Raw genomic sequence first — 15,039 nt, forward strand, 5'->3', positions numbered from 1 at the left:
AGAAATCCACGATTTATTAACAAATATTAACAAAACTATTAACCTTTCATTTACATAAAAAAATTAGAATTTCATTATAAATTATTATAAAAAGGATTCACATGAAAATAAAAAATGTTCTCATGTTTAATAACAAACTATTAATTATCTCTTCATTACTTGTGGTAAATTTATTTGCAAAAAGTATTGATTTTGATATGGCACAAGAAAATCCACAAAGAGTATCTCCAAGTGATGCAAATGAAATTTTGTCATTTAATAACTCCATTAAAGATTCAATGCTATCAGTTGTTAATATATCTACAAAAAAACATATGACAAATCAAGTTGGAAATCTTCCAATGGAGATGTTCAATGATCCTTTATTTAGAAGATTTTTTGGTGATCAATTTGGAAATCAATTCAAACAAAATAAAATCCAAAGAGCTTTAGGTTCTGGAGTTATTGTTTCAAAAGATGGATATATTATTACAAATAACCATGTAATTGAAAATGCCGATGAAATTACAGTAACACTTTCAGGTGAAACAACAGAATATACTGCAAAGTTAGTTGGAAGAGATGCTGATTCTGACTTGGCAGTTGTAAAAATAGAAGCTAAGAATTTAATTCCAATAAAAATTGCGCACTCAAGTGACTTGAAAATAGGTGATCTTATTTTTGCAATAGGTAATCCTTTTGGTATAGGGGAGACTGTAACACAAGGAATCATTTCAGCACTAAATAAAAATCAAGTTGGAATCAATAGATATGAAAACTTTATTCAAACAGATGCCTCTATAAATCCAGGAAATTCAGGTGGAGCTTTAGTTGATAGTAGAGGTGCACTTATTGGAATAAATAGTGCTATCATATCTAGAAGTGGTGGAAACAACGGAATTGGTTTTGCAATTCCTATTGATATGGTAATTGAAGTAGCTACAAAACTTGTAGAAGAAGGGAAAGTTACAAGGGGCTATTTAGGTGTTGTAATTAATAACTTAACAAAAGAGTCTGCAAAAGTTTACAATCATAAAAGCGGTGCACTTGTTATGGAAGTTGGACGAGATACACCAGCTGCTAGATTTAAACTTCAAAGGGGAGACTTGATTTTTGCAATCAATAACAAAGCCATAAAAGATAGAGCCTCTTTACAAAATACAATTGCAGGGTTTAAGCCAAATGAAAAAATTGTAATCAAACTAGAAAGAGATAAAAAAGATATTACTATAAATGCCGTCCTTGGAAATAGAGATGGACTAATCATAAGTGAATCAGTAAATGGAACTATCTTAGGTGGTTTACAATTGAGTGATTTAGATAACAATATAATAGATAGATTTAGATTACCTAGAAATATTGTTGGAGTTTTAGTTACAGATGTTAAACCAAATTCAGATGCAGAAAAAGTAGGTTTTCAAGCTGGTGATGTTATTATTCAAATAGAAGATGTAGCAATTACTAGATTTCCTGATGTACAAGAAGCAATAAGAAAGTATAATAATAAATATAAAAGAGTTTATGTAAGTAGACAAGGACAAACTATTTTATTAGTTATTAAATAAAGGATTTCCCATAATTAAAGTATTAATGATAGAAGATGATTTAGAACTAGCTGAAATCATCACAAACTATTTAAAATCTTTTGATATAGAAGTTGTAAATACAGATAGCCCATACACTGGGTTATCTATGATTAAAACTGATTCAAACTATAAGCTTTTGATTCTTGATTTGACTCTTCCTGAAATAGATGGATTAGAGCTTATTCCAAAAATAAGAGCATCATCAGATATTCCTATTATTATCTCCAGTGCTAGAGATGATATATTAGACAAAGTGATGGGATTAGAACGTGGAGCAGATGATTATCTGCCAAAACCATATAATCCAAGAGAACTTCAAGCTAGAATAAAAGCCATTTTAAAAAGACTAAATGTAGAACCAGCTAAAAAAAGTGAAAATTCTATTTTTGAATTAAAAAATGAAGATATGAAAATATATTTTCAAGATGCGCTTTTAGATTTAACTATGGCAGAGTTTGACATATTAAAACTTCTAATACAAAGAAAAGGTGGCGTTGTAGCAAGAGAAGACTTTATCTATGATAGTTTACATATAGAAGATGATAGTAGTTTAAAAAATATTGATGTTATGATTTCAAGAATTAGAAATAAAATTGCTCGTATAGACAATACAAAAACTTACATTAAAGCAGTAAGAGGTATAGGATACCAACTATATATATGAAAAATGTCTCTATTACAGCCTTTATAAATATAATATTTGTCTTAGCATTAGCTGCTATTACAACTACTTTTTTATTTTTTGTAAGATTAGATGAAGAAAAATCTACTCAAGAAAGACAACAAAGATATAGTATCATTGCAAACACTGTATTAAATAACTTTAAACTACTACCTAGTAATGAGCAGTTAAAGAGTATGTATTCTCAACTTGAAGTAAGTGCTGTAGAAGATAGATTAAAAAAACTAGATGTAATCAATAATGCAAAAGAGCTTATGTACCAAGAGACATCCCTTGGAAGAGTAAGAATTTATGAGATGTACAATAAGTACTATATTTATGTTCAAAAAATGAGTTATAATATTCTTCTTGAAGATTTAAAGCCACAGCCATACAACAGAAGTATAGCCCTAATAGTATATCTATTTGCCATCACAATATTTTTGGCACTCTACTTTGCCATAAGAAAAAAGTTTACACCCCTTAGAACCTTAGATAAACAAATTCAAAAGTTCTCTAATGGTGACAAAAATATAAAACTTGATTTTACAAATAATGATGAAATAGGAAAAATCGCAAAAAGCTTCAATGATGCAATCACTCATATCAATAACTTAACAGATTCAAAAAATCTTTTTATGAGAAATATGATGCATGAGCTTAAAACTCCTATTACAAAAGCTATGTTTATTGTTGAATCTTTAGATGATGATAAAAACAAAGAGATATTAATACGTGCTTTTGAAAGAATGAATAACATTATTAAAGAGTTGGCAACCGTTGAAAAACTCTCATCAAATATGTCTGTTATATATAAAGAGAACACTACTTTTTTCAAAATATATAAAAATGCAATAAATATCATGATGATAGATGCAAGTTCAATTAGCAGCAAAATAAGTGATTTTGATTTTAAAGTAGATATTTCACTGTTTTCAATTACAATAAAAAACTTAATTGATAATGCAATTAAATTTTCACCCAACAGCCATGCTACCCTAATAGCCACTAAAAGAAAAATAGAAGTCATATCAAAAGGTGAAAAACTAAAACATGATTTAAATTATTACACCGAACCTTTTTCACAAGAAGAGAAAAGAAAAGATGGTTTTGGACTTGGATTATATATTGTTAAAACTAGCGTTGAACTACACGGATTTAAGTTTCTTTATGAATATAAAGATGGGAAAAACTATTTTATAATTGATATGAGTAAATAAAATTATTTACTCAGCCATCTCTTCATTTTCTACTCTAAACATTGTAAGGTATGGTAACCGTCCTGGTAACTTAATTTTATTTATATTTCCACTATGTACAGACTCTAACTCTTTATCTGTTTCAGTCAATATTTTTTTAAAACTTATATAGTACATCCCATCTTTTAAATATATTTTACCGATCTCATTATCAACTTCTTCAATTTTAGTATTTAATGGAGCAAAAATCTCTATCTCTTCATTTGGGTATGTTTTATATTTACATAAAAAATGCTCTTCATCTTGGGTTACTAATCCACTTACTTCAAAAGTTCCTTTACTTAAAGCGTAATCATGGTTTTGAGAATCTGCTCTCTCAAAAGGTCGGTGAATCAAATAGGCATCAGTAAAACCTCTATTTTTTGTAGTTGCTAACTCTTTTTGATATTTATCTGCTTCAAAACTATTTGAATAAAAATCATCAATAGCCATTCTATATGTATAAGCTGTAACTGCTGCATAATAAGGTGATTTGGTTCTTCCTTCTATTTTTATAGAATCAACCGCTCCACTTTTTAATATTTCATCAACATGGCTAGCTAAGTTCATATCTTTTGCATTAAATATATAAGTTCCAACTCCGGGTTCTTCTTCTAATCTAAACATAGTCCCATGGTCTTCATTTGCTGCATACAGTGTATACTCAAATCTACAGTCATTGGCACAGCTTCCTCTATTTGGAACTCTTCCCATTTGAACAGCACTAACTAAACATCTTCCACTATATGCAAAACACATTGAACCATGAACAAAAATTTCTATTTCCATCTCAGGTAGATGTTTTTTTATCTCTGTTACATCTTTTAAACTTATTTCTCGTGCTGCAATTATTCTTCTAACACCCATATCATAATAAACTTGGGCATCTAAATAGTTCATAACATTTGCTTGTGTTGATAGATGAATAGGGATATGAGGAGCTAACTCTCTACATAGTTTTACAACTCCTGGAGCTGCTACAATTAAGGCATCTGGTTCTAAAGCTGCCATATCTACAATATGTTTTTTAAGTAATTCAATTTGCGAGTTAAAAGGAAAGCCATTTATTGTGGCATAAACTTTTTTACCCATAGAATGAGCATAATCAATTCCCTCTTTAAAACTTTCAAAAGTAAACTCTTTTCCACTTCTTATTCTTAAAGAGAAATGACTAACCCCACCATAAACTGCATCTGCTCCATATGCAAATGCGATTTTTAATTTTTCTAAATTTCCAGCTGGGCTTAGTAATTCTACTTTATTCATCTATTGTCCTTATGACTTTTACATTAATTTTTTTGAATTATATCAAAAAAAAATATATAAAAAGATTGAAAAATTTCTTATTTGAAAATGAAAGTTTTACTTAAGAAAAATATGTTACATTATTAGAACAATATATAATAAATCAAATTATTATTTTATACTATTTTTTAAAAAATTACCCTATTTTTATAAAGGTCTCTTAATTTAAAAAGATTATTTATATAAATAAAAGATTTATTTTTAAATAGATACAATATGGATTATAGTAGCAATAATTGAGGATGATAATGTTAGGTAGATTTTTAAAAAAGACAACGCCCAGTGATGTATTAGAAGAGCTTAAGAGTAAAACATTTAGGGAATCAAAAGTAAATGATTTATTAAAAGAGGTGGATATAAATCAGAAATTTACAGATGGAGAAAATTTTCTTCATAAGGTAATTCCTTTAAATAACATTGAGTCTGTTAAAGCACTAATCGCACATAAGATTGATTTAAATATGCAGACTTCTTCTGGAGATACTGCTTTACATATTGCCTCAAGATATGCATTTACTGAGATTGTAAAGGCAATACTAAATGCTAAAGGTGATCATACGATTTTAAATGAGCAGGGAAGATTAGCTATACAAGAAGCAATCCTTAATGGAAGAGTTGAAAGCTATGCAGTTTTATCACAAAAACAAACTGACTTTAATCACAAAGACTTAAATGGAAACACTTTTTTAAAAGATGCTGTAGAATCTAAAAATTCAACTATCATCATGGATTTATTGAAAAATAAAAAGGTAGAACCTGATTCTTCTGTTATCTTTTCTCAAAATATATACAGTGACAATAAGGTCTTTTCTACTGTTATTGAGTATATAGATAACTTGAATGTAAAAGATGAAAAAGGAAGAAATGCCCTTTTTTATTTAGTGAAAAATGGTATCCATTCAATTGATATGTTTGAGACATTGATTGAAAGAGACGTTGATATTAATTGTGTAGATAAAAATGGTGACAATATACTACTTCATCTTATAAAATATATTATAGGCTCATCACAAAAAGATAAAGAAGATACGAAAGATAATGGTAAAAAATTAACTCCTGATGAGCTTAAAAATATCATAGATATAATTCCTGTAATCATAGAGAATGATATTACAAAAGATACATGCAATAAAGATGGAGATAATATCCTTTCTTTATGTGTTAAATCTCTAAATAAAGACTTATTAGCCTTATTGCTTGACTACAACATAGACCCTAACATAGAAACATCATCAAAAGAGACTGCTTTAACTATAGCTGCAATTATGGGTTCAGAAGCAAAAGAACTACTCTATTTACTTCTTGATTATGGGGCAAATCCAAATATAAAAGATGAAAACAATCAAACTATTATAGAAAAACTAATAAATATAGAACTTTTCAAAAAAAATGGGAAAAAACTATTAAGTAGCCAAAGAAGAAAAATAGATGAAAATAGTGATTATCTTCTTATCCTAGATGCTATATTAGCAAATGCAGAAGTACATTTAACTGATTATAACTCCAATGAAGAACCTTATATCTTTGAACTTATTACTTATGGAAATATACATCTGATAAAACTTTTTCTTAAAAATGGTGCAGACATTAATCAAAGAGATGCAAATGGACTAAATATCATATATAAATACATGGCAGAAAATACAAGCTTTAGAAGAGAACTTGACCAAAAAAATTTTTACACAAATTTAAAAACTATTATAAGTTTAGGAGCTAATGTAAATGCAAAAGATACCTTTGGAGGAATAACTTTACATAAAGCAATACTTGAAAATGATATTCAAACAGTAAAAATAATACTTCACAGTGGAGCTGATATTAATGCAATTGATAATAGAGGTAGAAATATGATTCATAACTGTATGTGGAAAAATAAGATTAAAGCTTTTAGATTAATATATACTTTCAATAAAAAACTTATAAACCAGCCTGACAAATTTGGGGTTTTACCTATCAATTACGCAGCATTTTTAGGCTATAAAGATTTGGTTTTGGAGTTGATTAGAACAGGCTCTCATATAAATAATCCACAGAAAAAAACACCTTATATTCTTGGTTTCTTAAAAAGATTTCATCCTAGTATTGCAACACTAAAAGATAGTGCTGTAACCAATGCAGAAAAAAATACTATCCAAGTACTTTTAGATAATATGAAAAAAGAGTTTAAAATAGATACTATTTAGAATCTATTAAATTCTTTGCAAACTCATAAGCTTCTTTTGTAATATTTTCACCACTAATCATTCTTGAGATTTCTTCAATTTTACCTTTGCCATCAAGTAGTTTTACACTTGAAACACCATTTTGTTTATCCACAAAAAAGTGCTGCTTAGCAGCTGCTGTTAATTGGGGTTGGTGAGATATAGCAAATATTTGATAAGAGTTAGATAACTCACTTAAAACAGTGGCTATTGCATCACTTTCTTTACCACTTAAGTTTGCATCAATTTCATCTAAAAATAAAATTCCATTATTCAAAATTTCAAATTTACTCATAGAAGTTAAAAGTGCAAGTCTTAATCTATTGAACTCTCCTGAACTAATAGTATCAAGATTTACACCATTTAGTTCTAAGATAACTTCATCTTTTCCTAAACTATCAAGTTGTTTATCTTTTAAATAAATTTTTGCATTTGAAAGATAAAGATATTTTAAATAGTGATTTACACTCTCTTGTAAAATCTTTGCACTTGCTGTTCTGTATGTTGTTAAACTTGAAGCTAACTCTTCTACTTTTTGAGTTAATTGTTTTACTTTTTTTTCTAAAATTGTTTTTTCAAAAGAGATATTATCATATGAATCTAACTCTTTTTGCTTTTGTTCTTTATACTCTATTGCCGCAGCTATTGTTCCAAATCTTTTTTGAAGTGAAGATAACTTTTCAATTCTGTCTAAAACTGCTTCTATATCTAACTCTTCCAATTCATACAAAGAGTCATTAAAGTTTTCAAAGATATTTTCTAATTCATTAATAGTTTCATCAAAAAAAGCACTATCTTTATCCATAATATCTAAAGCCTTAGATACACTTGTTCTAAAGTCAAAAATACCTTTAGATAGCTCTATTGCCTCTTCTATTTTATCTTTTTTTGCAAGTCTTTTTTTTACTTCATTTAGTTCTTCGTACTCATCAACTTTTGGATTTATTGATTCTATTTTTTCAATTTCATATTTAGCGAACTCTTTTAACTCTTCTAACTTAGACTCATCTTCATTTATCTTTTTTAATTGATTAGATACTTCCAATAGTTCATTAAACTTATCTTCATACTCTTTTTTTAAACTTGCAAACTCTTCATCATTAGATACTGTTAATCTATCTAAAAAGCCTACTAATCGTGAACTATCAAAATCACTATTATCTTTCAAATGTAAATGCTTAACTAGATTACTAGAAAATGAAGTTAAAGCTTTTTTTGAGATAGTTTGAGAGTTTAAAAAATATCTTACTTTATCTTTTTTTATCTCTTTTATTACAATATCATCATCAACTTCAAGTCCAAAGCCTTCATTACTAATTGAAGAGTTTTCAATAGTAGTTTCGCTTAAATTTGCCTTTGCCTCTTTTATTCCAAACAGAGCTAAAAAAGCATCCATTAAAATAGATTTTCCAGCTCCTGAGGGACCTGTGAAAACTACTAAACCTTTTTCAAATTCTAAATCTACTTTTTCAAATGATAGATAATCTTCTAAATAAAATCTACTAATCATATCTATTAATTTCCCCATCTTAATTTTTCATTTAATACTTCAAAATAGTTTCTTTGGCATCTATGGATTAATTTTGCTTTGTTATCAGAAATCTCTATTTTGATACTCTCATTTTCATTTATTTCATATGTATCTTGACCATCTATTATTACCAAAGCACCTTGTTTATCAGTTATAGTAAACTCTATTTTAAAATCAGCTGGTAAGACCAGTGGTCTTTGGGTTAAACTGTGTGGTGCTATGGGAGTTACAATAAAAGCTTCAGTAAGTGGGAAAACTACAGGTCCACCAACAGATAAATTATAAGCCGTAGAACCTGTTGGTGTTGAGATTATAATTCCATCACCATAATAAGAGTTGAAGTGTTTACCATCAATCTTTGCATCTAAACTTATCATTGAAGACATAGATTTTCTTGAAATTACTATATCATTAAAAGCCACAAAACTTTGCTCTTTTGCATAACCTTTTATCATCATTCTATGGTCAATTCTATATTTGTGTTCAAACATCAATGCTAAAAATTTCTCAACTTCACTAAGCCTTATATCTGTCAAAAACCCTAAGGTTCCTTGATGTATACCAAGTACAGGAATATGATGCTTAAAACTTCTTCTAACCACCGAAATAAGTGTTCCATCTCCGCCAACAGAGACTAAAAAATCACTATTTTTTGACAACTCATCAAGTTCAACTCCGCCCTCTTCACCAATCATATTTGCACTATTTTTTTCTAATGTAACTTCAATATTAGCTCTTAAAAAATGATTTTTAATAATATTGTATTCATCTTTTATTTCAGGATAGTCAGGCTTTAAAATAAAGCCTGCTTTTTTGATTTGTTTTAGTTTTTCATTGCTTGTGGTTAATTTCATGTTTGGATTATATCAAAATTATCTTTCATGTAAGGCATCTTGTTTTGTTTTTAAAATTGGTTTTAATATAAAGTCCAAAATTGTTTTTTGCCCTGTTATAATATCAACACTAGCAATCATACCTGGAATAATTGGCAGTTTTTTACCATCTTTCTCTAAATAGTTTTTGTCAGTTTTAACAACAACTTTATAATATGACTTTGGTGTTTTGCTCTCTTTATCAACAATACTGTCTGCTGAAATCTCTACTATTTTACCATCCAATCCACCATAAATTGCAAAGTCATATGCAGTCACTTTTACTATTGCCTTCTGGCTTGGGTTTATAAAGGCTATATCTCTTGGGTCAATTTTTGCTTCTACTAGAAGAATATCACTTTGGGGAACAATCTCTATTAAATCAAATCCACTTTTTATAACTCCACCTACTGTATTCATATTTATAACTTTCACTATACCATCAACAGGGGATTTAACAACTGTTTTATCTAGCTTATCTTGTTCTGATACAATTTTTGACTCATAAACTTTTAATTCGTTATTAACTCTTTCCAACTCTTGTAAAGCTTCACTTTTAAAGTTTTTGAGTTTTTCAAGTATTCTATTCTCAGCTTCATTGATTGCATATTTTGCCTTTGGGATTTGAATCTTTGTTGTTTCAAATTCACTTCTTACTGTATTTAGCTCTTTTTTAATTGTGATTAAATCTATAGTTGATTTTGAACCAGATTTTACAAACTTTTGAACAGTTTTATATTGTTCATCAAGTAAATTCAGACTCTTTTTTAAATTGTCTCTTTTTGATTCTAACTCAATCATCTCTTGGATTTTTTGTCCTAATTGAGTCTCTAAAATATTTAATGCACTTTTAAACTCATCAACTCTTGTATAAAAAAGTATTCTTTGGTGATTTACATATTTTGGAGCTACTACTTCTAACTCTTGTGGAAAAACTAACTCTTTTGTCTCTTCTTTTACTTTTAGGTTGTATTCAGCTTCTAGTCTGACTTTTGTTGCTTGTAAGCTATACAATGATTGCTCATTTTCATCTAAAGATGCCTGAAATCTTGTAGTGTCAATTTTCATTAAAGGTTGACCCTTTACTACCACAGTACCCTCTTTTACTAAAAGTTCTGAAAGAATACCTCCATCTAAACTCTGAATTGTTTGTATTTTTTCAGAAGGTATTACTTTTCCTTCACCTCTTGCTAATTCATCAATTTTTGATAATGATGCCCACAATAAAAAGATAACCATAAATAATATTATTAATGCAAATAGGTAATCAATCTTTTTGTTTGCTTTTAAATTAGCTTGTGCATGTAATGAATACACAAAATCTATATCTTCTTTTGCCATAACAAACCTTTTTATTTTGCTTTATTTGATAATTCTTTTAGAACCTCTTCTTTAGGTCCATCTGCAATTATTTTACCATCATCCATAACAATTAATCTATCAACTAAAGATAAAACTGATGGTCTGTGAGTCACTAAAATCAATGTTTTATCCCTAACTATATCTTTAATTCTTCGTTTAAATACCTCTTCTGTTTGTCCATCCATAGAGTTTGTAGGTTCATCAAGAATCATAATATTTGGATTTGTTAAAATGGCTCTTGCCAAAGTAACACTTTGTCTCTCTCCTCCACTTAACCCTTCACCACGTTCTCCTACAATCAAGTCATAACCGCTTTCATGTTTTCCTAAGAAATCATGAACCCCTGCTATTTTTGAAGCTTTTAAAACATCATCATCACTTGCATTTAACTCACCAATTGTTATGTTATCTTTAATACTTCCCATAAATAGAAATGGCTCTTGTGGAACACAGCCAATTGCACGTCTTAAATCTACAGGGTCAATTTGTCGAATATCTGATTTATCAATAGATATAGAGCCCTTAGTTGGTTCATACAGATTCATAATAAGCTTCCATAGAGTTGACTTTCCAGAACCAATTTTTCCTATTATTCCAACTTTTTCACCTTTTTTAATAGTTAAGTTAATATTTTTTAGTACATCAAACTGCTGTCCTTTATAAGAAAATATAACCTCTTTAAATACAATATCGCCATCAAGATTTTTTCTACTTAAATAACTTCTATTGTCATCTCTTTCAACTGGCATTTTCATAATCTCATCAACATTTTCTAATGAAAGCATTGTTCTATCAAGTCTAATTATCATCCCTACAAATTGAGAAACAGGAGCAATAACTCTACCATTTAGCATCATGGTTGCAATTATTGCTCCCATTGTCATTTCACCTTGACTTGCTTGATATACCCCTACAACTACTATAGCAATATTTGATAATTGCGCAATAAAAGCTGTAAAAAACGTCACAATCTGAGATAAGAAATGTGATTTTTTACTATGGTGAGAAGTCTTTTCAACAGAGTTTGCCCAATATGTTTTCATTCTATTTTGTGCACGTACTGATTTTATAATTTCTAAACCAGATACTGCTTCTGTTAATGCTGTTTGTTTTATTTGTTCTTCTTTTGCACTCTCTTGAACACTCTTTTTTATAGGTTTTTGCATATAGTAAGAAAAACCAAATGCAATTATCACTGTTGCTATTGATATATATCCTACTGGACCACCTATATAAAATATAATAATTATAAATAAAATAACAAAAGGCAAGTCAACAATACTAGCAACTGTAGCACTTGCAAAAAACTCCCTAACACTTTCAAAAGATTGTAATCTATTTACAAACTGTCCAGTAGAAGCTGGTTTTGAATCAAGTCTTATATTTAATAGCTGGTCAAATATATTTGTAGACATAATTACATCTGATTTTTTACTAGCAACTTCTAAAAAGTGTGACCTCATAAGTTTTAATACAAAATCAAAAATCATCACAACTAAAATACCAATAGCCATAACCCACAGTGTTGCCATGGCATTATTTGGTAAAACCCTATCATAGACATTCATAGTAAAAAGTGGTGTGGCCATTATGAACATATTTATTAAAAGTGCTGCGACTATTACTCTTTTATAAATATTTTTATTTAATCTCATTACACCCCAAAACCACTCTTTTGGTTTGTCTATTTCAATATCTTTTTTTATTCTTGTATTAAAATTATATTCAGGCTTTGTTAGCATCATAAAACCTGAATATAACTCCTCAAGTTTTTTAATACTTATTGTTGTAACTCCATCACTAACACCTGGCATATGAACTTTTGCACTATGTTTATGAAAGTCTATGTCTAATAAAACACAAGCAGTATTATCATTTAAAATCATAACAGAAGGGAGTGCCTCTTCTGAAATATCTTTTATCTTTCTTTTCAAAGTTTTGATTTTTAAACCAATTCTTTTTGCAGCTTCTTCAAACATTTTAGGGGACATAAAAGAGTCATATATTGCTAAACCAGAGATTAAAGACTCTTTTGTAGCTTGCCTCTCATGATATTTTGCTAAAAATAGTAAGGACTCTAAAAATGTATCAACATTTTTATTGCTTGCCATATCTTCTAATTCACTCATTAATTCATTATTGTTCAATTTTCTCTCCCCATGAAGATTTATATTTGTTGTATAAAAACTGATGTCTTTGTATGTTATCTACATATGGATCAGTAACTTGTATCTCATCATCTAAGTTTGCCAATGCCTCTTCTGCCTCTCTCACACTATTATAAAAACCATATAATACTCTTATATAATCATTTCCACCCGTTTTAAATTTATAAATTAAAGCATTGTCATCTAACTTGTATTTTTGTATAAAATAATCCACATCAACCTTACCGTTTATACCTGTTAGTGCAACAATTGAATAAGCTCTTTCATGTTCTTTAAAAAACTCTTCATTTATTTTCAAGTGATTATTATTTGATTTTTTATCTAAATTTAATTCAACAATACTATCTTCTTGAACAATTTCTGACTCAATATTTGTTTTAATATCTTCTTTTAATATTTCAGGTTTTTCCTCTTCAACAATATTCTCTTCCAATAGTTTATTTTCATCTTCAAAAAGTAAATCTTCTATCTCTTTATCGATTTTATCATGTATTCTTTTTATTCTCTCTTCATCTTTATTAACTCTATTTTCATAGTTTTTATTTTTTAGTGTTTCTAAATCAACTTTATCTATTTTGTCAGTACTATAAATATCTTCTAAAAGTGAATTAAAAATTCTATTTACTTTCTCTTTTTTGCTAATCTCTGGGTCTATTTGTTCATCACCTAATTGTAAGTTGTCATCTCCTGATAATAAATCTTCAAGTTCGTTAGAAACTGTTTGTTTTTTAATTTTTTTAATTCTAATATCTACTTCTATATCCCCACATACATTGTTATCAAGGGCATAAATAGTATCACTTAATTTTGACAAATTAAATAATAAATTATAATAACTATTGAAATTCTTAAACTCTTCTGTAATCAATTCACTTTTTTTTCTATATAGTTCTTCTTCTTGATTTAGTACATCAATGAAACTTCGAGTACCTCCATCAAACTGCTCTTCAAATAAATTTAATATCTCTTTTAGTTTGAGAACATGCTCTTTCATTATGTCAACTCTTCGCTTTGTAGCTTGATAAGTTGTATACTCAGACTCTACTTTTTGTTTTGCATCTTTTGACACATCATCTAAATTTCTTTGAGATTCTTCTAAAAAAAGTCTTTCTCTTAAATATACTGATCTATCTTTCATCCCATTAAACAAATTGTAACTTAAACTTACCCTTGCGCTTTCATGGTTTTGTTTTGTATGTTCTATATCAACACCACTATCAATCTCTTTTAATAAATAGAACTTTAAAGTGGGCAAAAATCGCGAAACTTCCTGTTCTAAAACAGCTTTTTGCGCTTTGATATTTTCTATTTCTTCAAGTACTTTATAATTATTCTTAACACCAATTTCTAAAATCTTACTTAGTTTTTTAGGTATAACTGCTCGACTAATATATGGTCTACAAGCACTACTTGAAATCTCTTTTGGATAATATCTTTGAAGAAGAGTTTTTGTATTATCAACTTCGTTTTGAAGATCAACTAATTTCTCTTTTGCTGTTAAAATTTTGTTCTCAACCAACATTCTATCAACAACATCTCCACTTACCTCTTCAGTTTGTGCTGCTATTTCAAAATATTTATCATGTATTTCAATATTATTTTTTGTAAGTTTTATTAATTCTAAATTTTTCACATACTCTATGTATGCTAAAGTTGTCTCTAATACGACATTTTCAGTTTCTGATATATTTGATATGAGTTTTGCTTGATAATCGTGCTTAGCCTCATCTACTTGAGCACCTCTTAGTCCTCCATTATAAATTATCTGTTCTAATTTTAATTGCTGATTTGAACCATTTACACTCTTTTGTCTTGAAGCTCCATTTAGTGGAGTAGTTATTGTTTTTTTGTCTTCAATGTATGCTTCGTAGCTTAAGGTTGGCAAGTAGTCCCCATATGCTTCATCAACATAAAGTTTATTTGCTTTTGAATTACTTTCGATAGATTTGATTTTAGGATTGTTTTGTAGAGTTTCGACTACAATCCCTTTTAAAGTTTCAGAATACGAGTATACATAAAAAAACAGTAATAAAAGAATTATTTTAATTATCTTCATTGACACTCTAAAAACTTGATTTATCTAATATTTTATCTAAATTCTTATAAAATTTTAAACTGCAAGCTAAAAAAAAACCC

At 28.4% G+C, this 15,039-nt stretch carries 10 protein-coding genes; 4 read left to right on the plus strand and 6 right to left on the minus strand.

Annotated features, from left to right (window positions below; translation table 11 throughout):
• Positions 1-101 precede the first annotated feature (101 nt).
• Genes ACNI28_RS03800 through ACNI28_RS03810 form a run of 3 tightly spaced genes read left to right on the plus strand, consistent with a single transcriptional unit; the run spans position 102 to position 3,446 of the window.
• Positions 102-1,544 carry a Do family serine endopeptidase gene (locus ACNI28_RS03800; protein ID WP_419765677.1) on the plus strand — a complete coding sequence of 481 codons (1,443 nt, stop codon included), beginning with the start codon at positions 102-104 and terminating at the stop codon, positions 1,542-1,544.
• 10 nt (positions 1,545-1,554) lie between these two features.
• Positions 1,555-2,229 (plus strand): response regulator transcription factor, encoded by a 675-nt coding sequence (locus ACNI28_RS03805; RefSeq protein ID WP_419766445.1) that lies wholly within the window; start codon positions 1,555-1,557, stop codon positions 2,227-2,229.
• The gene (locus ACNI28_RS03810) at positions 2,226-3,446 is read left to right on the plus strand and encodes an ArsS family sensor histidine kinase (RefSeq protein WP_419765679.1); all 1,221 of its coding nucleotides are present in this window, start codon (positions 2,226-2,228) and stop codon (positions 3,444-3,446) included. Before ACNI28_RS03805 ends, ACNI28_RS03810 begins: the two co-directional genes overlap by 4 nt.
• A 6-nt stretch (positions 3,447-3,452) precedes the next feature.
• Here ACNI28_RS03810 and ACNI28_RS03815 read toward each other — a convergent pair whose 3' ends face one another.
• On the minus strand, positions 3,453-4,730 hold the full coding sequence (locus ACNI28_RS03815; RefSeq protein WP_419765681.1) for a peptidase U32 family protein: 1,278 nt from the start codon (positions 4,728-4,730) through the stop codon (positions 3,453-3,455).
• A gap of 287 nt (positions 4,731-5,017) precedes the next feature.
• On the opposite strand from ACNI28_RS03815, the gene ACNI28_RS03820 reads away from it, so the two are divergent.
• Positions 5,018-6,952, plus strand: a complete 1,935-nt coding sequence (locus ACNI28_RS03820) for an ankyrin repeat domain-containing protein (RefSeq protein WP_419765683.1) — start codon at positions 5,018-5,020, stop codon at positions 6,950-6,952.
• Here the strand turns inward: ACNI28_RS03820 and ACNI28_RS03825 are convergent.
• The 5 genes from ACNI28_RS03825 to ACNI28_RS03845 are packed head-to-tail and all read right to left on the minus strand — an operon-like array spanning position 6,945 to position 14,959.
• Positions 6,945-8,480 (minus strand): AAA family ATPase, encoded by a 1,536-nt coding sequence (locus tag ACNI28_RS03825; protein ID WP_419765685.1) that lies wholly within the window; start codon positions 8,478-8,480, stop codon positions 6,945-6,947. The genes ACNI28_RS03820 and ACNI28_RS03825 overlap by 8 nt on opposite strands.
• A gap of 5 nt (positions 8,481-8,485) precedes the next feature.
• Complete coding sequence (locus ACNI28_RS03830) at positions 8,486-9,355, minus strand: NAD(+)/NADH kinase (RefSeq protein ID WP_419765687.1); 870 nt, start codon at positions 9,353-9,355, stop codon at positions 8,486-8,488.
• A gap of 18 nt (positions 9,356-9,373) precedes the next feature.
• Positions 9,374-10,714 (minus strand): HlyD family type I secretion periplasmic adaptor subunit, encoded by a 1,341-nt coding sequence (locus ACNI28_RS03835; protein ID WP_419765689.1) that lies wholly within the window; start codon positions 10,712-10,714, stop codon positions 9,374-9,376.
• 11 nt (positions 10,715-10,725) lie between these two features.
• The gene (locus ACNI28_RS03840; protein ID WP_419765691.1) at positions 10,726-12,882 is read right to left on the minus strand and encodes a type I secretion system permease/ATPase; all 2,157 of its coding nucleotides are present in this window, start codon (positions 12,880-12,882) and stop codon (positions 10,726-10,728) included.
• Positions 12,872-14,959 carry a TolC family protein gene (locus ACNI28_RS03845; protein ID WP_419765693.1) on the minus strand — a complete coding sequence of 696 codons (2,088 nt, stop codon included), beginning with the start codon at positions 14,957-14,959 and terminating at the stop codon, positions 12,872-12,874. Before ACNI28_RS03845 ends, ACNI28_RS03840 begins: the two co-directional genes overlap by 11 nt.
• Positions 14,960-15,039: the final 80 nt, after the last annotated feature.

It is taken from the genome of Arcobacter denitrificans (SeqCode) (assembly GCF_048571185.1).
GTDB lineage: Bacteria > Campylobacterota > Campylobacteria > Campylobacterales > Arcobacteraceae > Arcobacter > Arcobacter denitrificans.

Excerpts from the sequence above, each read along its gene's own strand:
- ACNI28_RS03810 (WP_419765679.1), top strand. The coding sequence starts at position 2,226 with ATGAAAAATGTCTCTATTACAGCCTTTATAAATATAATATTTGTCTTA.
- ACNI28_RS03825 (WP_419765685.1), bottom strand. The coding sequence starts at position 8,480 with ATGATTAGTAGATTTTATTTAGAAGATTATCTATCATTTGAAAAAGTA.
- ACNI28_RS03800 (WP_419765677.1), top strand. The coding sequence starts at position 102 with ATGAAAATAAAAAATGTTCTCATGTTTAATAACAAACTATTAATTATC.
- ACNI28_RS03820 (WP_419765683.1), top strand. The coding sequence starts at position 5,018 with ATGTTAGGTAGATTTTTAAAAAAGACAACGCCCAGTGATGTATTAGAA.
- ACNI28_RS03830 (WP_419765687.1), bottom strand. The coding sequence starts at position 9,355 with ATGAAATTAACCACAAGCAATGAAAAACTAAAACAAATCAAAAAAGCA.
- ACNI28_RS03835 (WP_419765689.1), bottom strand. The coding sequence starts at position 10,714 with ATGGCAAAAGAAGATATAGATTTTGTGTATTCATTACATGCACAAGCT.
- ACNI28_RS03815 (WP_419765681.1), bottom strand. The coding sequence starts at position 4,730 with ATGAATAAAGTAGAATTACTAAGCCCAGCTGGAAATTTAGAAAAATTA.
- ACNI28_RS03845 (WP_419765693.1), bottom strand. The coding sequence starts at position 14,959 with ATGAAGATAATTAAAATAATTCTTTTATTACTGTTTTTTTATGTATAC.